The sequence below is a fragment of the Acinetobacter schindleri genome, from assembly GCF_010918895.1.
Lineage (GTDB): Bacteria > Pseudomonadota > Gammaproteobacteria > Pseudomonadales > Moraxellaceae > Acinetobacter > Acinetobacter schindleri.
In genome coordinates, this window is sequence record NZ_CP044483.1 from 1,904,329 (window position 1) to 1,925,898 (window position 21,570).

At 43.3% G+C, this 21,570-nt stretch carries 23 protein-coding genes; 8 read left to right on the forward strand and 15 right to left on the reverse strand.

Annotated elements, in window-relative coordinates; all coding sequences use genetic code 11:
* Positions 1-34 precede the first annotated feature (34 nt).
* From purF to FSC11_RS09310, 8 genes are all read right to left on the reverse strand, one after another.
* On the reverse strand, positions 35-1,570 hold the full coding sequence (gene purF, locus FSC11_RS09275; protein ID WP_163166524.1) for an amidophosphoribosyltransferase: 1,536 nt from the start codon (positions 1,568-1,570) through the stop codon (positions 35-37).
* A 24-nt stretch (positions 1,571-1,594) separates the two neighbouring features.
* Entirely contained in the window at positions 1,595-2,176 is a 582-nt protein-coding gene (locus FSC11_RS09280; RefSeq protein WP_004812336.1) for a CvpA family protein, read from the reverse strand.
* Between the two features lie 5 nt (positions 2,177-2,181).
* Entirely contained in the window at positions 2,182-3,183 is a 1,002-nt protein-coding gene (locus tag FSC11_RS09285; RefSeq protein ID WP_004812335.1) for a quinone-dependent dihydroorotate dehydrogenase, read from the reverse strand.
* A 90-nt stretch (positions 3,184-3,273) separates the two neighbouring features.
* Positions 3,274-3,753 (reverse strand): type II secretion system protein GspM, encoded by a 480-nt coding sequence (gspM, locus tag FSC11_RS09290; protein ID WP_163166526.1) that lies wholly within the window; start codon positions 3,751-3,753, stop codon positions 3,274-3,276.
* Positions 3,753-4,892: a type II secretion system protein GspL gene (gene gspL / locus FSC11_RS09295; protein ID WP_163166528.1), complete on the reverse strand. Its 1,140-nt coding sequence runs from the start codon at positions 4,890-4,892 to the stop codon at positions 3,753-3,755. The genes gspM and gspL overlap by 1 nt, the downstream gene beginning before the upstream one ends.
* 29 nt (positions 4,893-4,921) lie before the next feature.
* Positions 4,922-5,377 (reverse strand): phosphoglycerate mutase family protein, encoded by a 456-nt coding sequence (locus FSC11_RS09300; RefSeq protein ID WP_163166529.1) that lies wholly within the window; start codon positions 5,375-5,377, stop codon positions 4,922-4,924.
* Positions 5,378-5,456: 79 nt separating this feature from the next.
* Positions 5,457-6,530, reverse strand: a complete 1,074-nt coding sequence (locus tag FSC11_RS09305) for an NAD(P)H-dependent glycerol-3-phosphate dehydrogenase (RefSeq protein WP_004812326.1) — start codon at positions 6,528-6,530, stop codon at positions 5,457-5,459.
* A 28-nt stretch (positions 6,531-6,558) separates the two neighbouring features.
* Positions 6,559-7,140 (reverse strand): nitroreductase family protein, encoded by a 582-nt coding sequence (locus FSC11_RS09310; protein ID WP_163166531.1) that lies wholly within the window; start codon positions 7,138-7,140, stop codon positions 6,559-6,561.
* Positions 7,141-7,399: 259 nt separating this feature from the next.
* Here FSC11_RS09310 and FSC11_RS09315 point away from each other — a divergent pair, with 259 nt between their 5' ends.
* On the forward strand, positions 7,400-7,780 hold the full coding sequence (locus FSC11_RS09315) for a hypothetical protein (RefSeq protein ID WP_171521712.1): 381 nt from the start codon (positions 7,400-7,402) through the stop codon (positions 7,778-7,780).
* Between the two features lie 58 nt (positions 7,781-7,838).
* Here the strand turns inward: FSC11_RS09315 and rhlB are convergent, their stop codons facing one another.
* Positions 7,839-8,990 (reverse strand): ATP-dependent RNA helicase RhlB, encoded by a 1,152-nt coding sequence (gene rhlB, locus FSC11_RS09320; protein ID WP_163166533.1) that lies wholly within the window; start codon positions 8,988-8,990, stop codon positions 7,839-7,841.
* A 98-nt stretch (positions 8,991-9,088) separates the two neighbouring features.
* Positions 9,089-9,304 (reverse strand): cold-shock protein, encoded by a 216-nt coding sequence (locus tag FSC11_RS09325; RefSeq protein WP_004280099.1) that lies wholly within the window; start codon positions 9,302-9,304, stop codon positions 9,089-9,091.
* 383 nt (positions 9,305-9,687) lie between these two features.
* Here FSC11_RS09325 and FSC11_RS09330 point away from each other — a divergent pair, with 383 nt between their 5' ends.
* The 5 genes from FSC11_RS09330 (at position 9,688) to FSC11_RS09350 (ending at position 12,444) form a co-directional block, all read left to right on the forward strand.
* On the forward strand, positions 9,688-9,921 hold the full coding sequence (locus tag FSC11_RS09330; RefSeq protein WP_184104865.1) for a sulfurtransferase TusA family protein: 234 nt from the start codon (positions 9,688-9,690) through the stop codon (positions 9,919-9,921).
* A 141-nt stretch (positions 9,922-10,062) separates the two neighbouring features.
* The gene (rpoH, locus tag FSC11_RS09335) at positions 10,063-10,932 is read left to right on the forward strand and encodes an RNA polymerase sigma factor RpoH (RefSeq protein WP_004894167.1); all 870 of its coding nucleotides are present in this window, start codon (positions 10,063-10,065) and stop codon (positions 10,930-10,932) included.
* A 123-nt stretch (positions 10,933-11,055) separates the two neighbouring features.
* Positions 11,056-11,421 carry a DUF423 domain-containing protein gene (locus tag FSC11_RS09340; protein ID WP_163166535.1) on the forward strand — a complete coding sequence of 122 codons (366 nt, stop codon included), beginning with the start codon at positions 11,056-11,058 and terminating at the stop codon, positions 11,419-11,421.
* 28 nt (positions 11,422-11,449) lie between these two features.
* Complete coding sequence (thiS, locus tag FSC11_RS09345) at positions 11,450-11,647, forward strand: sulfur carrier protein ThiS (RefSeq protein WP_004812315.1); 198 nt, start codon at positions 11,450-11,452, stop codon at positions 11,645-11,647.
* A 14-nt stretch (positions 11,648-11,661) separates the two neighbouring features.
* Positions 11,662-12,444, forward strand: a complete 783-nt coding sequence (locus FSC11_RS09350) for a thiazole synthase (protein ID WP_103800052.1) — start codon at positions 11,662-11,664, stop codon at positions 12,442-12,444.
* Between the two features lie 72 nt (positions 12,445-12,516).
* Here FSC11_RS09350 and FSC11_RS09355 read toward each other — a convergent pair whose 3' ends face one another.
* Entirely contained in the window at positions 12,517-13,128 is a 612-nt protein-coding gene (locus FSC11_RS09355; RefSeq protein WP_163166537.1) for a glutathione binding-like protein, read from the reverse strand.
* 218 nt (positions 13,129-13,346) lie between these two features.
* Here FSC11_RS09355 and FSC11_RS09360 point away from each other — a divergent pair, with 218 nt between their 5' ends.
* Together FSC11_RS09360 and trmB are read left to right on the forward strand one after the other, a co-directional pair.
* On the forward strand, positions 13,347-14,792 hold the full coding sequence (locus FSC11_RS09360; RefSeq protein ID WP_163166539.1) for a SulP family inorganic anion transporter: 1,446 nt from the start codon (positions 13,347-13,349) through the stop codon (positions 14,790-14,792).
* 158 nt (positions 14,793-14,950) lie between these two features.
* The gene (gene trmB, locus FSC11_RS09365; RefSeq protein WP_004894155.1) at positions 14,951-15,667 is read left to right on the forward strand and encodes a tRNA (guanosine(46)-N7)-methyltransferase TrmB; all 717 of its coding nucleotides are present in this window, start codon (positions 14,951-14,953) and stop codon (positions 15,665-15,667) included.
* 166 nt (positions 15,668-15,833) lie between these two features.
* Here the strand turns inward: trmB and FSC11_RS09370 are convergent, their stop codons facing one another.
* From FSC11_RS09370 to FSC11_RS09385, 4 genes are all read right to left on the reverse strand, one after another.
* Complete coding sequence (locus FSC11_RS09370; protein WP_163166541.1) at positions 15,834-17,261, reverse strand: coniferyl aldehyde dehydrogenase; 1,428 nt, start codon at positions 17,259-17,261, stop codon at positions 15,834-15,836.
* Positions 17,262-17,303: 42 nt separating this feature from the next.
* On the reverse strand, positions 17,304-18,917 hold the full coding sequence (locus tag FSC11_RS09375) for a GMC family oxidoreductase (protein WP_163166543.1): 1,614 nt from the start codon (positions 18,915-18,917) through the stop codon (positions 17,304-17,306).
* 137 nt (positions 18,918-19,054) lie between these two features.
* Positions 19,055-19,834 carry a Rossmann-like and DUF2520 domain-containing protein gene (locus FSC11_RS09380; RefSeq protein ID WP_163166545.1) on the reverse strand — a complete coding sequence of 260 codons (780 nt, stop codon included), beginning with the start codon at positions 19,832-19,834 and terminating at the stop codon, positions 19,055-19,057.
* Positions 19,835-19,960: 126 nt separating this feature from the next.
* On the reverse strand, positions 19,961-21,454 hold the full coding sequence (locus FSC11_RS09385) for an OmpA family protein (protein WP_163166547.1): 1,494 nt from the start codon (positions 21,452-21,454) through the stop codon (positions 19,961-19,963).
* Positions 21,455-21,570: the final 116 nt, after the last annotated feature.

The window sequence follows — 21,570 nt, forward strand, 5'->3', positions numbered from 1 at the left end:
GGGAAATTCCCGCTTTTTTCATGATTTTAAAGACTTAGACTTCGCGCACGCCAGTCAGGTCTACTGATGCTGCATCGATATTTACATCAATAAACTTGTCACCTTTTTTGGCGCCATCATTACGCTTTTGCTGTAACTGGTCAAGGTATGCTTCATCAATACCACCAGCCACATATACGCCGTCAAATACAGAACAGTCGAATTCACGCAGGTTCGGTACAATCTTGGTACGTACTGCATCTTTCAGATCTTCCAGATCTTGGAAAATCAGACGGTCAGCACCAATAATTTCACGAATTTCCTCAACACTACGTTCAGATGCAATCAGTTCAGATTTTGCTGGCATATCGATGCCGTACACGTTTGGATATTTTACCATTGGTGCAGCAGACGCAAAGAATACTTTTTTCGCACCAGAATCACGCGCCATCTGAATGATTTCATTACACGTGGTACCACGAACAATTGAGTCATCGACCAATAGAACGTTTTTACCCTGGAATTCCAGCCCAACCGGGTTCAGCTTCTGACGTACTGATTTTTTACGCAGTTGCTGACCAGGCATAATGAAGGTACGACCGATATAACGGTTCTTCATGAAACCTTCACGGAATTTCACGCCCAGCGTATTTGCCAGTTCAAGCGCAGAAGTACGTGATGTATCTGGAATTGGAATTACCACATCGATATCATGTTCATCCCCCCACTCGCGCAGGATTTTATGGGCCAGTTTCTCACCCATTTTCAGACGGGCTTTATACACTGAAATACCATCAATGATCGCATCTGGACGCGCAAAGTACACATATTCAAAGATACATGGACGGTATTCTGGCTTTGCAGCACATTGCTTGGTAAAGAAGTTCCCTTCAGAGTCAATGAAAACAGCTTCACCTGGCTCGATATCACGTTCAACTTTAAAGCCCAACGCTGTAATCGCTACAGATTCAGAAGCGATGATATATTCCATACCGTTTTCAGTTTCACGCGAACCGTAAATCAATGGACGGATACCATTAGGATCACGGAAACCAACCACTCCTTGACCTGTAATCATGGCAACAACTGCATAACCACCTTTGCAGCGCTCATGCACGCGTGTTACGGCATGGAAGATATCTTCAGAGGTCGGTACCAGTTTGCCACGCTTCTGCAATTCGTGCGCAAATACGTTGAGCAGAACTTCTGAATCAGAATCGGTGTTCATATGACGTAAGTCAGTCTTGAACAGGTCATCATGAATTTCTTCAGCATTGGTCAGGTTACCGTTATGTGCCAGCGTAATCCCGTAAGGAGAGTTCACATAAAACGGCTGCGCTTCAGCACTACTTGAGGTACCCGCAGTTGGATAACGCACATGGCCAATACCGTAATTACCTTGTAATGCACGCATATGACGGGTATGGAATACATCACGCACCATACCAACATCTTTACGAAGGAACAGGCGACCTTCATGACAAGTTACAATCCCAGCTGCATCCTGTCCACGATGTTGTAACATCGTTAATGCATCAAACAACATTTGGTTAACAGCTGATTTACCAGCAATACCAACCACTCCACACATAGCAACCTCGCAGACAAGCTAGGATTAATAAAAAGGATTATTCGTAGACTCAGCCGATGATTTGCTTTTTACAGCAGGCTCAGCTGATACATCTGAAGATTTTCTGGAATCTTCCGACTTGATATGTTGTAGGGCTTCGTTTGCAGCATCTTTGGACATCTGAGTCGCCCATGGCGCATAAGGAAGCAAAGTCTGAATTACTTTGGACTGTTTCCAGTGTGGTGAGCTTTCTACCCACGGCCCGATTCCCTGCATGGTGATCAGGACAATCAGCAGCCCTTTCAGGCTGCCAAACACCCCACCTGCAAGACGGTTTAAAGGTCCCAGTTTCAGGGTTTTCATCACACGATTGAGCAAGAAGGTTACTATCCAGGTCAGAACCACAATCATGAGGACGATGAAAGCAAATGCTGCAATTTTTTGTACCACTGGATCTGTACTGAGAGCAGTCATGGAAGGCGCAAGTAGTGTTGAATATTTCGCTGCTACAATGAGCGCAAAAATCCAGCCAGCTAAGTTCGCAAAGGCTTTAATAAATCCTTGACGCAAACCGTTTAGCCCTCCAATGAGCAGTATAAACAGTAAAAAGATGTCAATGGCAGTCATAGAATTCAGAATGCTTCAACACAGTCTTTTACAAGTGTCGGACCTGTATATATGAGGCCACTATAAACTTGTACAAGGCTGGCACCAGCTTGCTTTTTGGCAGCGGCATCGGCACCCGAAAGAATACCACCCACACCAATCAATGGAATTTGTCCTTGCAACACATCTGCAAAGGCTTTTAAACATGCCGTACTTTTCTCAAAGACCGGCGCGCCCGACAAACCGCCTGCTTCTTCAGCATGCTCCAGACCTTCAACACCTTCACGAGACAAGGTCGTATTGGTCACAATCAAACCATCAATCTTGAATTGCAGCAATTGCTGGGCAATAAATGCAATATCTTCAGCTTCAAGGTCTGGTGCAACCTTCAGAACCAGCGGTACATAATGCTGGTTTTCTTGAGCAAGCTCAAGCTGACGGTTTTTTAGCGTTTCCAGCAGCTCGGTGAGCGCATCACCACTTTGCAGGCTACGCAGGTTTTTTGTGTTGGGAGAGGAAATATTAACAGTAATGTAGGAAGCGTAATTATATACCTTTTCCAGACAGATTAAATAATCATCAACTGCATTTTCAACCGGAGTTACAGCATTCTTGCCAATATTAATCCCCAGAACACCTTTGAATTTTGCAGCTTTAACATTTTCAATCAGTTTGTCCACGCCTTCATTATTAAAACCCATACGGTTAATAATGGCTTTCGCTTTTGGCAGACGGAACAGTCGGGGTTCCGGATTACCGGGCTGAGGACGCGGGGTAATAGTACCGATTTCAATAAAACCAAAGCCTTGACTTGCAAGAGCATCGATATAGGCACCATTTTTGTCCAACCCTGCCGCCAGACCTACCGGATTCGGAAATTCGATTCCCATACAGGTCACTGGTTTAGAAGCAACGTTTTGACGCATCATCCCCATGGCATGGGAGGATTTCAACAGTGATAGTGTCAGCTCATGTGCACGCTCTGGTGCTAAAGAAAACAACAAAGGGCGGGCTAGAGAATACAACATATCCAGAAAAGTCTACTGCTTTTTAAGTCGGCATATTATAGTCACAGCCCGGTAAAAAAACCATGCTTTGCAAATCTTTATTTTTACCGTTTATAGGACAGTCGCTGTTAATTTAATCTGTCCGGCATCACTGATAAGTTCCATTTTTTCAACAGTTAAGCCACTCTGGGCCAGCTGGGTCAGAAAATTAGCCAGTACAGAATAATTTTCATGACTGACATTGAGTAAAATTTTACCTTCCTGCTGCTGGGATGAAACCGACAACCGCTGCTGCTGGGCAGCACGCTGCACTTTTTCTGAGGCATCTAATTGCAGATCGCCTGCTGGCTTCATGGTCGCTGCATTACTCTGCATCCACACTAAAGTATCTTTTAAGGTATTCAGGCGCTTTTGCTGGGTATCCGCAGCTCTGTGCATATAAAATAGTGCCGAACCGACTGCAGCCACAATGACAAAGATTGTAGTAAAGATCACCATATAGCGTTCACGGGCGCTCAAGCTATCCAGATAATCTGTAATGCGTTCAATGCGCTGGTCCAGCCGGATTTGAATATTGTCGAGCATTTTCATTATTGTATTCTCACCGATCCGATCGCACCTGCACCATTGGCCTGTACATTACCCAGTTCAACTTTAAAACCCTGCTGTGTCAGCTGACGGGTCAAAGTGCTTAATGCATCAGAAGAGTTCGCCTGCAGATCCATATTCAGGCTTGAAGTATCATAACTGACCCGCTGCGCAATAATCTGGTTTTGCATTAATACCGGCCCCACCCGACTAATCAGATCAAAAGCCTGAGTATTCGCCACCTGACTTAAACGCATCTGCCCTTCAAACTGGCTTTTGATATTCTGCTCGTTTACAGGATAGTTCTGACCAAACCAGTATTTGAACTGATCAATCGCTTGAGAAGCAGTCTGATTGGCAATCTTTTTATATTGATACCAACGCACAGCATCATAACTAAACTGCAGCACCAAAATACCCAAAAACACAGCAGCACAGGCTTTCCAGTAACCGGAAACCGGTGTATCTGACTTGGCTTTAGGCAAGACATTAAAAGGATGCTGTTTGGCTTTTTTCAGCTGGGGAAGGCTGTACTGGAACGACTCAACCTGATCATGGGTAACAACGGCTTCCAGACTACGCAGCTGAGCGTCATTCAGGTTACTCACCTTGTAATTTACATCTTTAGGCTGATAATCCAGATAAAGACTCAGATCATCCACCGAATGACCCACATATTCCGATTCGCGAACCAGTAGTCGCCCAGCAAGTTCCGCCAATACACGTTGATTTTCTTCAGGAACAGGCAGGACCAGAAAATCTGGCAATAATGCCGTGACCTTGACCGGAAGAAGGTTCAATACATGCTGCATGGTTTCTACAGTTGAATTGGCAATTCCCAATACACTGAGCTGATCGGGCTGCTGAAAATGATGAAGCACCTTCATCGCATCAACCGGTAGAATGACATATTCCTCCAGCAAATACTTGATTGCCTCCTGCCCCATTTTCTTATATTGGACTTTGGACATGCTCTGCTGCAAAATCTGCACATGACGACTCGGGAAAAAGACCGTTGCCTCTACCCCATGTTGCCCTTGGATTTCCTGAATCAGTTGCTCAAGTGTATCTGCACTTTTCCAGAATCCCCCATCTGACCATTGCCAAACCCCATTGGCTTCTGGCATCCATAAATACAACATCGATTGTGTTCTGCCGTTTTAATAGTTTTTTATACTGTTGGAATAAAGCTTTTTAACTGTGTCGACAAACCTGCTGCAATCACTGCCTGATCATAAATGCGAGCTTCTGACAAATGAAAAGGATGGAAAGACTCCTCTGTCAGAATGGAAGCAATATGTGCCACCACATTCATATGGCAGACCACGACAATTGATTCATACGGCAACTGAGACAACCATTCCACAGCCACTTTGGCATCATCATCCGGCTTAATGGTATTACAGATCACCACTGGTACATCTTTATAGAAAGCCTGCAAATGTGCCAGAGTTTCCTGAGCACGAAGCAAAGGACTCACTACAAAGACTTCAGGTTTAACGACATCTTTCAGGTATTGAGCAGTCTGTTCTGCCTGTAGATGTCCACGTTCGGTCAAAGGACGCTTGGTGTCGTTACCATTTACCGGTGGAGCTGCTTCGCCATGACGTACGAGTGTCAGTTGCATACCATTTCCCTATTCGTTCATTCAAGCTGCTGATCAGGTCATAATATGAGACTGATCATACAGTTCCATCACTTATAAATCAGACTTGATGATGTGGCAAGACAAATTCCACATCACTGCGATGACCATTTTTCATTAAAGACACTGCAATACTCATCGGCGGTGCACCTTCAAAGATCACAGCATACAAGGCACAGGTAATTGGCATGTATACATCCAGTTCTTCTGAACGTGCTTTTACCTGTACAATAGTATTAATCCCTTCCGCCGTCTGACCCAGTTCAGTAGTTGCCTGTTCCAGAGTTTTACCTTTACCCAGCGCATAACCAACCTGATAGTTTCGGCTTAACGGACTATTACAGGTAGCGAATAAATCACCTACACCCGACAGCCCCAGGAAGGTTAATGGATTCGCACCAAGCTTCACCGCAAAACGGCTCATTTCTGCCAAGGCACGGGTCAGAATCATACTCTTGGTATTTTCACCGACGTTATAGGCGGCTGCCATACCCATTGCGACTGCATAGATATTTTTCAGCGCACCACCAAGCTCTACACCATGCACATCATCGCTGGCAAAGACACGGAATAAAGCACTGTGCAAAGCTTGCTGTACTGCATAACGCACCAGTTCAGAATCACTTGCAATCACAGTCCCTGCTGGCTGGCCCGCCACAATTTCCTTCGCCAGGTTCGGGCCTGAAAGGACCCCATAAGGCACTTCAGGTAATTCTTCCCGGATGATATCACTCATAAAACTAAAGGTTTTCGCTTCAATACCTTTGGTCAGTGAAATCACGGCCTGAGAGCTAATAAAAGGCTTAATCTGCTTCAGTACATCACGGAAGGAATGGCTTGGAATTGCCACCAGAATAATATCACGATCACGTACTGCTTTTTCTAAGTCTGAAACTGCCAGCAATGCAGGCTCGAGCTGAAAATCTGGCAGGTAACGCTTGTTCATATGCGTGGCATTAATATCCGCAGCCGTGGCTTCATCACGAATCCAGATCATGGTGTCACAGCCATTGCGTACTGCAGTATTCGCCATTGCTGTACCAAAACTACCACCACCCAACACTGTAATTCGCAACGCAGTCTTACGATCAATTTCTACAGGTTCAACCAGATCTGAAAATTTTAATTCTGACATGTGTTTCTAATATCCTTATCTAGCCAAATTAACGTGATGGATTCCACTGGCTGACAAATGCTTCTGTATGGATTTCTGCACGTGGCGCAATAGTTTTTGCCGCCGTTCCAATATAAATGATGCCTGAAACCAGATCATCACCTGAAATTCCTAAAGCCTGTTTAAAGTATAGCGATTCTACTACAGCACCACTACGCCACATGGTCGAAAAACCTTGAGCTTGCAGGGACAATAAGAAATTCTGAATTGCGGCACCAGAGCTCAGAATCTGCTCAAAATGCGGCACCTTGGGATGATCTTTTAAACGGGTCAAAGCCAGAACCAGTAAAGGTGCACGGAAAGGATGATGTTTTACCCGCTCAATCTGAGCAGCTTCAGTTTGACCCAGATCGATTAATGCCTGGGACAATAACTCACCAAAAGCTTCACGCTTATCATCTGGAATAACTACAAATTCAGTAGGTTTTAAACGGTGATGATCTGGTGCAGTCAGTGCAGCCTGAAAGGCTATTTCCAGCTGTTCAGCATTGGGTGCCGGGGCAATCAGCTGACCAATAGATTGACGTTGATGAATATTCTGATGAACGATTTCGATCGTTGATTCGGTCATTGCCTTGTATTTCTATACTTAAAAACTGTATTCAAGATTAGCATATTCATCTTGGGATTCTCTATATCCTTCATTTTTATTCTTCTTGCTCAGATACATTTAGCTCACTGTTTTCGTTTCTGATAAAAATCATTAAATAGCGTTTATGAGAATGACATGGCTAATACTGAAAATTTCCAAATTTATACATGCTGTACAAACTCTAAAGATTATTATGTGATTAATTATACGATTATCTGATCTTGACGGGTTTTTAGACATGACAAAAATATTAACAATGGGTGCAGCTATTGCCACTGCACTCGCTCTGACTGCGTGTAGTACTAATCCAACCACCACAACTGCAATCCGCAAAGAAAATAATCAATTTGAAGTCACCGGATTAGGTAAGACCCAAGTCATTGCCAAAAATAATGCCGTGAACGCCGCCTCTAAAACTTGTGGTTCACGATCAACAGCTATTATTGTAGATGAACAGTCCACCTATGATGGCGCACTGAAAGGCGTGGTAGATGAGCAGACTGGGCAGATTATTCAGGCTGCTGCCACAGTACTTGGTAATATTGCAGGTACAGGCAATAGCATTAATTCAGATGATGATTACCAAACTACCCTGACTTTCCGTTGCCAGTCTAACTAAAGCATTTTTAGCTAGATAAAAAAACCGCTCAATGAGCGGTTTTTTTACGAACTGGAAATTAGCAATAGCCTTCCAGGCGGGTCAATGGTAATTTTTGACCAATCGCTTTTTCAATTTCTGGAAGATAGAACGCATCGTCTTCCGACAGGAAACTGATACTGACACCACGAGTCCCGGCCCGTCCCGTACGACCAATACGGTGTACATAATCATCAGACTGTTCTGGCAGGGTAAAGTTCACTACATGCGATACACCATCGACATGAATACCACGACCTGCTACATCAGTTGCGATCATGATATTGTGTTTTCCATTTTTAAACTGGTCCAGCATTTTTAAGCGCTTGTCTTGGGCAATTTCACCAGACAGCATCACCACTTTATAGTTGTCACGTTTCAGATGATCATAGAGTTTACGCACCTGATCACGACGGTTGGCAAAAATCATGACCTTCTCAATCGGTTCATCACGTAAAATGTCTTGTAGCAGTTTATATTTATCTGCCTTGGCAACCATATATACACGTTGTTCAACATCCGCATTGGTTTTCTTTTCTGGCTCAATTTCAACCGTTACGGGTTCAAATAACCACTGTTGTGCCAGATTCAATACGTCATAGCTAAAAGTTGCTGAGAACATCAGAGTCTGGCGCTGTTCCTTGCGTGGCGAGAAACGTACGATACGTTTCACTGAAGGGATAAAGCCCATATCCAGCAGGCGGTCTGCTTCATCAATCACCAGGAATTCAATCTGATCTAACCAGACTTCTTTTTGTTCAACAAAGTCAATCAAGCGACCTGGAGTAGCAACCATGATGTCCACAGGTGCCTTATCGAGCTGTGCTTTTTGCTTGTCAAAATCCACACCACCAAGCAGCGTCACGACACTCAGGTCAGTAAACTTGGTCAGCTCATGCGCGTCACTTTCAATTTGTAGTGCAAGTTCGCGAGTCGGTGCCAGAATCAGTGCACGTGGCTCACCACGGTAACGCTGTTCCTGAACAGGATTATTTAATAGATCATTGATGATACTCACCAGGAAGGCCGCTGTTTTGCCTGTACCCGTTTGCGCACGACCAATTGCATCGTGACCTGCCAATGTGAATTTTAAAACCTTCTCCTGAATAGGCGTCATATAAGAAAAGCCTAAAGCATCAATCGCTTGTTTTAGATTAGGATGTAAATTTAAGGTTTCAAAACCAGATGACATAAAGCGGTGCTCTAAATAGATAATCACTAAGATACAGACAGTATAAACAAAAAACGCCCCAATTTATATTGGGGCGTTTTATTAGCTTAATCCGAAGATTAGTCTAATGGTTGAACTTCTTCAGCCTGGAAGCCTTTTTGGCCTTTTACAACACTGAATTCAACACGTTGGCCATCACGAAGTGAACGGTGACCGTCACCTTGGATTGCACGGAAATGAACGAATACGTCATCACCACCATTGCGTTGAATAAAGCCGAAGCCTTTAGTATCGTTAAACCACTTAACTACACCTTGTTCGCGAGCAGCTGTCATAAGTTAATCCTCATTGTACCGAAAAGAAGGACCACCCGGTGTTGCAAACAGCAGAGCAAACAAGTTTGAAAATATTATTTTTAAGCTTGTAATCATTCTGTAAAACTATTAACAAAATCCCGGTTACATCCATTTATTTGCAGGACGAAAAACAATCAATTTGTTTATCTAAAATCCCACTAACTCATCGAGCTTAACATGGGTTTATAACAATTAATAGCCTTTTTTTAGGTTTGTTCTAATTGATTTCGCTATTTTTTTCAGAAATTTGCATAAGGTCTTTTTAATTATTATTTCGTTTATATTTTTTTAAAAAAGTTGGGATTTGGCATCCTATTTGCTAATATTTAAACCCCTTTTAAAGTCGAATGAATATTACGGAAATGATTGACAACGCAGATCAGATTCGCACCGTCGATGCCATGGGTAAACCATGCCCTATGCCGTTATTGATGTTAAAGCGTGCCCTGAAAAGCCATCCCGGCGAAACCTTTCTGCTGAAATCATCAGATCCACACAGCCAGATTGATGTTTCGCGTTACTGTGAGTTAAATCAGCTGAAGTATGATATGCAACGAATTTCCGACGTGGAGTTTCACTACATAATTGAATCTTAAAAATTTTCAATTAAACTATTTATCTCCACATTCGTATAAAAGTTTACATATCTCTACCCAAAAATCCATCATTTGACTGGAGATTGGATTAACATAAATCTTAGATTTGGGAATGATCCCGTTATTCCTCAAGGAGAACACATGAGTGACAGCAGCAATCAATTGATGCCCCTGTCATTATCGGCGCCAGGTGTCAATCTCGGTGCTTATATTAGTACTGTCAATCAGATTCCTATTTTAACTGCCGAACAAGAAAAAGAGTTGGCAGACCGATATTTCTATGACCAGGATCTGGACGCAGCAAAAATGCTGGTGATGTCCCACCTGCGTTTTGTAGTCCATATTGCACGTAGTTATGCAGGTTATGGCCTGCCTCAAGGTGACCTGATTCAGGAAGGTAACCTTGGCTTAATGAAAGCGGTTAAACGCTTTGACCCGAATATGGGTGTTCGTCTTGTTTCCTTTGCCGTGCACTGGATTAAGGCTGAAATTCACGAATATGTAATCCGTAACTGGCGTATTGTCAAAATTGCGACAACTAAAGCCCAGCGCAAACTGTTCTTTAACCTGCGTAGTTTGAAAAAGTCATCTAAAAAGCTGACCTTAGATGAAGCTCGATCAATTGCCAATGACCTGAATGTGACCCCCGAACAGGTTCTGGAAATGGAAGGTCGATTGACTGCCTATGATGCAGCATTTGAAGCTTCAGGTGATGATGACGATGAAGGTTCAGGTCATGTCGCTCCAGCGCTGTATCTGGAAGATAATCGTTATGATCCGGCACGTTTGATTGAAAATGAAGACTATGAAGAACAAAGTACAGCCGCCCTGCACGATGCCATGGAACAACTAGATGACCGTTCACGTAACATCTTGCAGCGTCGCTGGCTGGATGATGAAAAATCTACCCTGCATGAGCTTGCCGCAGAATATAATGTTTCTGCAGAACGTATTCGTCAGCTGGAAAAGAATGCCATGGAAAAAATTAAAGTTGCGATGTCTTCTAACTAGGTTTCATGTATTGTATATAGAAAAGCCTTCAGATCTGAAGGCTTTTTTGTCTTTTAATACGGTGTTTCAGTCCGTACTTTTATGCTAAGGTTAAGCGCAAAATTTACAGGAAGATCAGTTCAGATGTGGATTGCAATTTCAGCGATTAACCTGGCTCTTGCCGTAATGCTGGGTGCTTTTGGTGCGCATGGCTTGAAAGCACGTGCAACTGAAGCACAGCTTGGCTGGTGGCAGACTGCAACCGATTACTTTTTCTATCATGCGCTCGGCTTGTTGCTGTTAGGCATTCTGGCAAAAGTGATTCCACAGTTGCCGATTAAACCAAGTTTTATTTTGATTCAATTGGGCATTTTACTGTTCAGTGGTTCACTTTATATTATGGCACTTGGTTTACCGCGTGGTTTAGGTGCAATTACCCCAATCGGAGGCGCACTGATGATTGCAGGCTGGCTGATCCTGGCCTGGAATGCATTTAAATACATCAAGTAAGAACTGATCACATTCAGAGGGTGCCAAAATGAACATCTATATCAATGGCGAACAACAACAGACTGACTGCACCACCTTAATGGAACTGGTTCAGCACCTTGCGCTTGAAGGTAAGCGCTATGCCGTTGAAGTCAATGAAATGATCGTTCCCAAAAGTAGACTGGCAGCAACGCCAATCTGTGAGGCAGACAAAATCGAAATTATTCACGCTGTCGGTGGCGGCTAAGGTTCGGAAATACTATGCAAGATTTACTTCAAATTGGCTCACGCCAGTTCCAGTCACGTCTGTTAGTTGGTACAGGAAAATATAAAGACTTACAGGAAACAGATCAGGCAATTCAGGCGAGTGGTGCTGAAATTGTTACGGTTGCAATCCGTCGCGTGAATATCGGCCAGCATCCAGACCAGCCGAATCTGTTATCCGTGATTCCACCCGAAAAATATACCATTCTGCCCAACACCGCTGGCTGTTTTGATGCTAACAGTGCTATACGCACCTGTATGCTGGCACGTGAACTGCTGGATGGTCATAACCTGGTAAAACTGGAAGTTCTGGGTGATGAAAAAACCTTATATCCAAATATCACTGAAACTTTAAAAGCAGCACGCACCCTGATTGATGATGGTTTTGAAATTATGGTGTATACATCAGATGATCCAATCGTGGCACAGGAACTGGAAAGCATGGGTTGTGTTGCGATCATGCCTTTAGGAAGTCTGATCGGCTCAGGTCTGGGAATTCTGAATCCTCATACCATTTCTATCATTAAGGAAAATGCCAAAGTGCCTGTACTGGTCGATGCTGGTGTCGGCACAGCCAGTGATGCAGCAATTGCCATGGAACTCGGTTGTGATGGCGTGTTGATGAATACAGCCATTGCAGCAGCACAGAATCCAGTCTTAATGGCATCTGCCATGCGTAAAGCAGTAGAAGCTGGTCGTGAAGCATTCTTAGCGGGTCGCATGCCACGTAAGCGTATGGCCAATGCCAGCTCGCCTGAGACAGGTTATTTCTTTAAATAAATTCGTTGATAAGAAAATTAAGTGCAAAAATAAAGGACTCAATCGAGTCCTTTATTGATTTGCTGTGGTGTATTAAGGAATCAGTCCTTCATCACGCATAGCGATCTGTACTGACTGACGCTCTGCGACTTTATTACGAATTTGAATGATATTTTTATAAGGTGTCAAATCGTGTTCGATATGATTTGACCAGTTAGTAAGTACAAACAGATAAGCATCTGCTGGTCCAAAGTTATCATCCACCAGGTAATCATTGTCTGATTCACCAATGGCTTTATCAATGTAACTTAATAAGCGGTCAATTTCTGCATACGCCTTTTTCTTGGCTTCCTCATCCATTGGCGCACCAAAGAACACCGCATAAGCATCATGTAATTCTGAGTTTAGGTAACCTAACCATTCCAGGACTTTGGCACGTCCCATACCTGATGGAGGAATTAAATCTTGTTTTGGATCGTGTTGTGCCAGAAATGGAAGAATCGCAACGTTCTCAGTCAGAATCAGGCCCGGGTTAATTTCCAGTGCTGGAACATAGCCTTTTGGATTGATCTCGTAATAATCTGTGCCTTTCTCAGTTTTATGCGTTTTTAAATCAACACGTTCCAAATCAAAATCAACATTAATTTCATTTAAAATAATATGTGCTGCCAACGAGCATGCACCAGGTGCATAGTAAAGCTTCATTTCTGATCCTTGTTATCTACTTCTCAATGTTTTAAATCGCTTCTAACAAACTTTCAAGTGATCAAACCTGTAAATTGCAAAAAAGCGTAACTGCCGCCAAAAGACATTTACTCCTTCAATATTGAGTATATTCCAGACATTTTCAAGTCATTCTTGTGTGGATTTTTATACTAGGACGATTAAGATACGCGGGGTTAAAAGTGAAATGATGAAATTCTGTGATAAGTCTGAAAAAAGAAGAATGGTTTTCCAATATCCGGACTGATGTCCTGGCTGGCCTGGTGGTCGGATTAGCCCTCATTCCAGAATCGATTGCGTTTTCTGCCATTGCTGGCGTCGATCCCCAAGTCGGTTTGTACGCATCTTTCTGTATCGCGGTATCTATTGCCTTCTTCGGTGGTCGCCCAGCAATGATCTCGGCAGCAACTGGTGCGATGGCGCTCCTTATGATTACTTTGGTCAAGGAGCATGGTCTGCAATACTTACTGGCTGCCACTGTATTAACCGGGATTATTCAGGTAATTGCCGGTTCATTTAAAGTTGCCAAATTGATGCGCTTTGTTTCGCAATCAGTGGTCTATGGCTTCTTGAATGCCTTGGCGATTCTGATTTTTGTTGCGCAAATCCCGGAAATGCAAAAAATGGATGCAATCGGTTATCTGTTTGTTGCAATCGGTTTGGCAATTATCTATTTATTTCCTTTTCTTCCGAAAATTGGTAAAGCCATCCCTTCTCCACTGATCTGTATTATCGTTCTCAGCGGTCTGGCTCTTTTCCTCGGATCAGATATGCGTACCGTGAGTGACTTAGGGAATTTTCCAGATACCTTACCAGTTTTCTTGATTCCAGAAATTCCGCTGAACTTTGAAACACTACAAATTATTTTTCCCTATTCAGCGACTTTGGCCACTGTCGGTTTACTTGAGACTATGATGACCACCACTGTAGTCGATGAAGTCACCGATTCTGAAAGTGACCGCCATCAGGAATGCCGTGGTCAGGGTATGGCCAATATCGTCAGCGGTTTTATGGGTGGAATGGCCGGTTGTGCCATGATTGGACAGTCGATCATCAATGTCTCGTCTGGTGCACGTACTCGTCTGTCTACGCTTGTGGCAGGCGTCTTCTTACTTTGCCTAGTGGTATTTCTAAAAGATTGGCTGGTTTATATCCCGATGGCAGCACTGGTAGCCATTATGATCATGGTGTCATTTACCACCTTCCAGTGGGGTGCTATCCAGCAGTTTAACAAGCATCCGCTTGCTTTTAATGTGGTGATGATTACTGTTGTGCTGGTAGTTTTGGTGACCCATAACTTGGCATTAGGCGTATTAATCGGCGTGGTATTGTCTGCCCTGTTCTTTATCAACAAACTGGAAAATACGGTTCACGTATATACTCATTTGATAGATGAACGTTCTCGTCGTTATGTGATTTCCGGGCAGATCTTTTTTAGCAGTTCAGACCGTTTCTATCAGCTCTTTGACTTTAAGGAAAATCTGGCAGTTGTTGAACTGGATCTGACCCATGCCCATATTTGGGATGTCACTTCTGTGAATATGTTCAATAACGTCGTACAGAAATTTAAAGCGCAAGGAGTTGATGTTCAGGTGACTGGACTGAATGAAGCCAGCAGTACTTTGGTCGACCGTTATCAAACCTGATCATCATTCATATGATTTAAAAGGGCCAATTATTCCTTTTATTTTTCTGAGGAATAAGCTCAATGCCAGTTTTTAGTAGTGAATTCCCGAGAAAAGTTTGACTTGCTCCGCTCAGGACTTAAAATACCGCATTCTGAATTTTTAGATTTGCCAAAGTTATGTCGAACGATCAATTAGACCAGCAAGTCGTGGAGCTGGACAATTTAAGCGAGCACCGTGAAATTGTGACGTTTATGCGCCGCTCAGCGCCATTAAATACCTCTCAACGTACTGCGCTTGAACAATATGGTCACTTAATTTTGGAATATCCGGTGGGTGATTTGCGCCAGCATTTTGAGCACCCTGAACGTCCGCTGACTGTAGAAATCGGCTTCGGTATGGGTCGTTCACTGGTATTAATGGCCAAAGCCAATCCTGAACGTAATTTTGTCGGTATTGAAGTGCACGTACCCGGCATCGCACAATGTGTGTATGAAGCAGGTATGGAAGGCTTAACCAACTTGCGTGTCCTGGATGCCGATGCAATTCAAGTCCTGCGTGAAATGCCGGATAACAGTATCAACACGGTGCAGTTGTACTTCCCTGATCCATGGCAGAAAAAACGTCACTTCAAACGCCGTTTCGTATCGCATGACCGTATGCCATTGGTTGAACAAAAGTTAGAGCTCGGCGGTACATTCCACGCTGCGACTGACTGGGAACCGTATGCTGAATGGATGCTGGAAGTTCTTGAAGAGCGTCCACGTTTGGAAAACCTAGCAGGTAAAGGCAACAGTTATCCTCGTCCTGACTGGCGTCCTCAAACTAAATTCGAGCGTCGTGGTATTGAAGCCGGTCACAAGATTAATGACTTTATCTTTAAGAAAATCTCTTAATCCAAGATGAATCCAAAAAAGCGCTGATGATTCAGCGCTTTTTTTATAAAAAAAATTTATCTTTGAATTAATGAATGATCGCGATCAGAATACCTGAAATCAATTTTAGAAAGAAAAATAGATTGATCATCTTTATACCTGGCAATTTTCCTAGGCATCATTCACTTTAACGCAAGAAGATACGATAAATCAGTTTCAAAATCGAACTGCCATACGGTGGATAAATCAGCTTCATCAAACTGAATTTTGGACGGCTAAATACCGACTTGGCATGACTAAAGGTCTTAAAGCCTTCATGTCCGTGATAATGCCCCATTCCAGATGGGCCAATCCCGCCAAAGGGCATATCCTCCATACCTGCCGTCATCAAGGTTTCATTGAGACAAACTCCACCACTGTGTGTCGTATGCAGGACTTTTTGTTGCTCAGCTTTGTTATAGCCAAAATAATATAGCGCCAATGGCCGGTCATGCTGGTTGATGTAGTTAATTACTTCATCCATCTGCTCATAGCCAATGACGGGCAGAAGTGGACCAAAGATTTCATTCTGCATGATCAGCATATCGTCACGGACATTGGTCAAGACCAGGTGCGGCAAACGGCGCCCATCTACTCCCTGTTCAATCTGATGCAACTGTGCACCTTTGGCCTGAGCATCCTCAATATATTGCTGTAATCGAGCAAGCTGCCGATCATTAATGATGGTTGTATAATCCGGATTGCTTAAAATACTATTTGGATAGAATTGTCGAATAGCATCGAAGTAAGCTTCAATAAAAGCTTGGATTTGTGACTGATGCACAAATGTATAATCTGGTGCTACACAGGTCTGCCCGGCATTCATGGTTTTGCCAAAAGCCAGACGGCGTGCGCTTTCCTGTAAATCAGCATCTTTCGCGACTATAACAGGTGACTTACCGCCGAGCTCCAGTGTGACTGGGGTCAGATTCTCCGCCGCCGCATGCATCACATGACGTGCAATTGAAGTCGCGCCAGTAAAGAGCAAATGATCAAATGGCAAATTAGTAAATTGCTGCGCGACTTGTGCATCCCCCGTAACTACAACAATCTGGTCAGCTGGGAAATAACGGGCAATCAGCTGTTGAAACAGACTGGAAAATTCCGGGGTATATTCACTCATTTTCAGCATGACCCGGTTACCCGCAGCCAAGGCCTGGCCCAAAGGACCTATGGCGAGGAAAAGCGGATAATTCCACGGCACCACAATACCAACCACGCCTACCGGCTGATACATCACATAACCCGTGGCTGGCTGAAACAGAATACCAACCTGACGTTTACTCGGCTTCATCCATTTTTTCAGATGTTTCAAGCTGTGTTTCAGTCCATTCAAACTGGTCAGCACTTCAAACAGCTTGGTTTCGTCAAGACTCCGGTTCGAGAAATCCCGACTAATAGCAGCAGCCATCTCATGCTGATGCTCCACCACCATTTGATATAGTGTTTTAAGTTGCTGTTGACGCTGCTCATAGTCTGGATATGCTGCTTGCAAACATGCCTGGCGCTGCTGCTGGAAAATATCCTGCATGTATTTGGTAATATCTAGGTTTGCACCTTGTTCCCATGACGTCATATACGGTCCCTATTTATTCCGTAAAAAGAAATTCTCATATTTTTAAGCAACTTTCGATGTTTGCTGTCTTGCCTGGATCAGATCCACAGCTTTTTCTGCAATCATAATTGTTGGTGCATTGGTATTGCCATTCACGACCGATGGCATGACTGAAGCATCAATCACCCGCAGATTTTGAATGCCATAGACACATAATTCAGGATCGACTACAGACATATCATCAACGCCCATCTTGCAACTACCGACTGGGTGATACACCGTATCTACCCGATTGCGTAGGATTTCCCGAATATCCTCATCATTTTTTACCTGCGCAGTAAATAAATCCTGCTTATACAGACTGGAAAGCGATGGTGACTGCATCAATTTTTGTGTCAGTTTAAAGCCTTGGACCAGATCATCCAAATCGCGTTCATCGTTCAAGAAATTTGGATCAATCAATAGCGGATCATGAATATTTGGCCCGCTCAGTTTAATTGAACCACGGCTGCGTGGATTTAATAAACAGACATGACAGGAAATACCGTGGCTTCTGCGGAACTTACGTGCATGGTCATCCACTAATGCCACCACGAAATGCAGTTGCAGATTGGGAATTTTCAGTGCTGGCGAGCTTTTAATGAATCCTCCACATTCAGCAAAATTAGACGCAATCATGCCGCGGCGCTCACTGCGATATCGCCCAATCTGCTTAAACATATCCAGTGAACCTGACATGGATATCCCGAAAGTTCCGGCAAATTCCTTGACGCTATAGCCGAAAATAAAATCGGGGTGATCATGAAAATTCTTTCCAACCCCTGGCAAGTGGTGCTTGAGCTCGATACCGTGTTGTTTCAGTTCTTCAGCATCACCAATTCCGGATAGCATCAATAGGTGTGGAGATTGCATGGCACCGGCCGAGAGCAACACTTCCTGTCGCGCTCGTAACGTTTTTAATTGGCCGGCATGTTGCACCTGCACCCCAACTGCCGATTTTTGTTCGATTATAATTTTATGCGTGGTGGCTTTAGTCCATATGGTCAAATTCGGACGATTCAAATGTGGAAACAGATAAGCTCGAGCTGCGCTACAGCGCTCACCATTATCATGAGTCACCTGATAAATCCCTAAGCCTTCCTGCTCTGCACCATTAAAATCATCCAGCACTGGATAGCCCTGCTCACGTGCTGCCTGTAAATATCGCTCATGGAAAATACTGTCTGTTTGCACATCGGATACATGTAAAGGGCCTGCATTACCATGATATTCATTCTGAATGCGATGGTTATTCTCAGATCGGATAAAATATGGCAGTACTTCATCATAAGACCAGCCAGTACAGCCTTGTGCTGCCCAATCATCATAATCGGCACGATTGCCACGGATATAAATCATGGCATTAATTGCTGAGGAACCCCCCAGACATTTACCACGTGGCTGATAACCTTTACGTCCATTCAATCCTTTTTGTGGAACGGTTTCAAAAGCCCAGTTGTTAATTTTGGTTGGTAAACTCATGACACAGGCTGCCGGAATATTTACTGTCCAGGCATTGCCATGCCCACCTGCTTCCAAAAGACAGACAGAAATAGTGGGATCTTCACTGAGACGGCTGGCCAGTACGCATCCCGCGCTCCCTCCCCCAATAATGATGTAGTCAAAGTCCTGTTGCATTGTTATTGTTCCATTTTCATTATTATCTTCTCAACTTAAGATATTTTCTGAAAATAGAACAATTGATATTCAGAATTAAACTCGATGCTTGATCGAGAAATCTGCATGCAATTCAGTTACCTATATGTTTTTTAGGTTTAGGAAGCTTGATGTCGTTGCAAGATCTGCTGACTCATCAAGGCATATACTTCTGCCAGATCATTACGTTGTGACTGTTCCAACATGGATTGGTGCATATTCAGAATATTCTGATCTCCCCGCATAGCAGGACCTGTCTGCATCTGGCGTGGATCATTCTGTGTCGCTTTATTTGCTGTTTCCAGAATTAATGGATAAAGCAGACCAAAATCCACTTGCTGTGCATCGACTACCTGTTTGGCCATGTCATAACAATAGTTACTAAAATTACATGCAAAGACTGCAGCTAAATGCAGACTTAGGCGTTGCTCTGAACTATACGAATAGACTCTACTGCTTAGGCTATTTGCTAAATTTTGAAGGATATTTTGGTCTTCGCGATCATGTGCTTCGATAAATAAAGGTGTATTTTCCCAGTTAATCTCACGTTCCAGACTAAAGGTTTGTAATGGATAGAATACACCAGCACGTACATGGATTTGTTTCAGCACATCTAAATGAGTACTGCCGGAAGTATGTACGATCAGGTTATTCGGTAAATATGGATGAATCTGTTCAATAACCATGGCAATTGACTGGTCACTAACCGCAATAATGGCCAGATCCACACGATTATCCAGTTGCTCAGGCTTTTCAATTGCCTGTGCCTGGAATTGATCTGCCAGTTGCTGGGCCTTTTCCAAGGTCCGGCTATAAATCTGCACAATCTCATGCTGTACTGACAATACATGAGCAAGATGATAAGCCACTCGCCCTGCCCCAATGATAGTAATCCGCATTTACTCATATTCCTGAACAATTGCGCACAGCATGCCAATAAAAAAAGGACGAAGCAATTCGTCCTTTTCATTTTGATCAATCTAGTTAAATAGGCTATTTAAATAAACCGTTCTTTAGTCTTAAATTTACACCTTCTGTTTTACACCTTGGTCATCGACCGCACGTACAGTCCCAGTGTTGGTATTCATGACTTCAAAGGCAATACGACGGTTTTTATAACGGTCTACATCTTTAGCATTTGATGCATTGGGTTGAGCTGGCCCCATGCCTATCGCATTCAACTGGGCAGGATCGACCCCCTGTTTCACCAGATAGTTAACAATCGCCTGAGCACGCTGTAAAGAAAGTTGTTTATTTAGTTCTTCATCGCCTTGAGCATCTGTGTGACCAATCACTCGTAAATGAACTTGTGGCGCACGTTTCATTAAAGCTGCTGTCTGATCCAGAATCGACTGATTGATGGTCGGGATTTCAGTTGAACCTGGAGCAAAGTTGATTGCTTGCAGATTTAAAGCTGTCGCAACATCTAAAGCTTGGATTTGTTCTATAGGCATACTTGCCAAGACTTTTTCAGCTTCATTGCTCGGCGTATTAATCGCCTTTGCAGTACTAATAGGTTTTTGGGTAATGACCGTCATATTTTTTGCCAGCTGGCGAATTTCACCTGCGATACGTTCAGCATCGGCTGAATTCCCCGCTTGTACAGAAACCTGTTTTCCTTCCCAATGCAAACTGACATTTGGCACACCCTGCATTGCTTTTAGTACAGATGGAATCGTATCCTGATCGGTGAATTCAGAATGGTAATTATCATTACTTTCTGAACCGCAACCGATATTATAATTAAAAATCTGTTTGATCTCGTTTTGTAAAATTTCCATATACTGAGGATCATTAATCTGTACCTGACAGCTAGTAATCTGCCCCTCACTTCCAGTACTTAATTTTAGAAATGCAGTTTCAGTTGCGACTGCTTTAGATGCATTTTGCATATCCCGGATATCATCTGGATCATCATCACGTGTACAGCCTCGGAAGAAGAACATAATTAAAGCAGCCACGATAATAAAGGCAATGATCGGAATTAAAAAACGTGATCTTCTTTCTTTTTGAATCGCCGGTTCAACAGGTTCAGGGTCAATCCCCGGTACAGGTGTTGGATGATGGCCAACCAGTGGCGATGCACCTATAGCAAGTAACAGCTGTGATGCCCAGGTCGGCAACGCTTTTTGAATTGAATCATTATTGGTTTCAATTACATAATTAATTGCATCAGGATTAGATGCATCAGCTTCTGTTTTTAGATACTCAATAGTTGGTTTAATCGAACGGTTTAAGGTCTGTTCAAGCTGCTCTTGTGGCACGCTATCGGACAGGCTGGCCAGATGCTCGAGCAGACGTTGTTTGATTTCAGGTTTTTCTGTGAACAATTCACTAATCTTTGGATTTAATTGCTGACTGAGAGTTTCTGCCTGTTCCGGATGCACACGCAATATACTCAGGAAAATAGGATAAAATTGCGCCAGCGCCTGCTCTTTGGCAGCAACATATTCTGTTTCGCCTTGCAGCACCGTCGGAGTAACATGATATTTTAATCGTTGAATCAGGTCGTCATTCATAAAGTCACCATTCTTTTGATTTTTTAATGATTAATATTTATTCAGTTTAAGACCCGATCTTTTTAGAAAATGTAAATAGTTGTATGAAAATCATAACATTTCAATAGTACTAGTTA

Coding starts and splice junctions, on each gene's coding strand:
- FSC11_RS09375 (WP_163166543.1), bottom strand. CDS start 18,917: ATGCAACAGGACTTTGACTACATCATTATTGGGGGAGGGAGCGCGGGA.
- FSC11_RS09315 (WP_171521712.1), top strand. CDS start 7,400: ATGACAAAAATATTAACAATGGGTGCAGCTATTGCCACTGCACTCGCT.
- FSC11_RS09340 (WP_163166535.1), top strand. CDS start 11,056: ATGTGGATTGCAATTTCAGCGATTAACCTGGCTCTTGCCGTAATGCTG.
- FSC11_RS09300 (WP_163166529.1), bottom strand. CDS start 5,377: ATGCAACTGACACTCGTACGTCATGGCGAAGCAGCTCCACCGGTAAAT.
- FSC11_RS09355 (WP_163166537.1), bottom strand. CDS start 13,128: ATGAAGCTTTACTATGCACCTGGTGCATGCTCGTTGGCAGCACATATT.
- FSC11_RS09370 (WP_163166541.1), bottom strand. CDS start 17,261: ATGACGTCATGGGAACAAGGTGCAAACCTAGATATTACCAAATACATG.
- FSC11_RS09280 (WP_004812336.1), bottom strand. CDS start 2,176: ATGACTGCCATTGACATCTTTTTACTGTTTATACTGCTCATTGGAGGG.
- FSC11_RS09305 (WP_004812326.1), bottom strand. CDS start 6,530: ATGTCAGAATTAAAATTTTCAGATCTGGTTGAACCTGTAGAAATTGAT.
- purF (WP_163166524.1), bottom strand. CDS start 1,570: ATGTGTGGAGTGGTTGGTATTGCTGGTAAATCAGCTGTTAACCAAATG.
- gspM (WP_163166526.1), bottom strand. CDS start 3,753: ATGAAAATGCTCGACAATATTCAAATCCGGCTGGACCAGCGCATTGAA.
- FSC11_RS09325 (WP_004280099.1), bottom strand. CDS start 9,304: ATGACAGCTGCTCGCGAACAAGGTGTAGTTAAGTGGTTTAACGATACT.
- trmB (WP_004894155.1), top strand. CDS start 14,951: ATGTCGAACGATCAATTAGACCAGCAAGTCGTGGAGCTGGACAATTTA.
- rpoH (WP_004894167.1), top strand. CDS start 10,063: ATGAGTGACAGCAGCAATCAATTGATGCCCCTGTCATTATCGGCGCCA.
- rhlB (WP_163166533.1), bottom strand. CDS start 8,990: ATGTCATCTGGTTTTGAAACCTTAAATTTACATCCTAATCTAAAACAA.
- FSC11_RS09380 (WP_163166545.1), bottom strand. CDS start 19,834: ATGCGGATTACTATCATTGGGGCAGGGCGAGTGGCTTATCATCTTGCT.
- FSC11_RS09310 (WP_163166531.1), bottom strand. CDS start 7,140: ATGACCGAATCAACGATCGAAATCGTTCATCAGAATATTCATCAACGT.
- FSC11_RS09385 (WP_163166547.1), bottom strand. CDS start 21,454: ATGAATGACGACCTGATTCAACGATTAAAATATCATGTTACTCCGACG.
- gspL (WP_163166528.1), bottom strand. CDS start 4,892: ATGTTGTATTTATGGATGCCAGAAGCCAATGGGGTTTGGCAATGGTCA.
- FSC11_RS09285 (WP_004812335.1), bottom strand. CDS start 3,183: ATGTTGTATTCTCTAGCCCGCCCTTTGTTGTTTTCTTTAGCACCAGAG.
- thiS (WP_004812315.1), top strand. CDS start 11,450: ATGAACATCTATATCAATGGCGAACAACAACAGACTGACTGCACCACC.
- FSC11_RS09350 (WP_103800052.1), top strand. CDS start 11,662: ATGCAAGATTTACTTCAAATTGGCTCACGCCAGTTCCAGTCACGTCTG.
- FSC11_RS09330 (WP_184104865.1), top strand. CDS start 9,688: ATGATTGACAACGCAGATCAGATTCGCACCGTCGATGCCATGGGTAAA.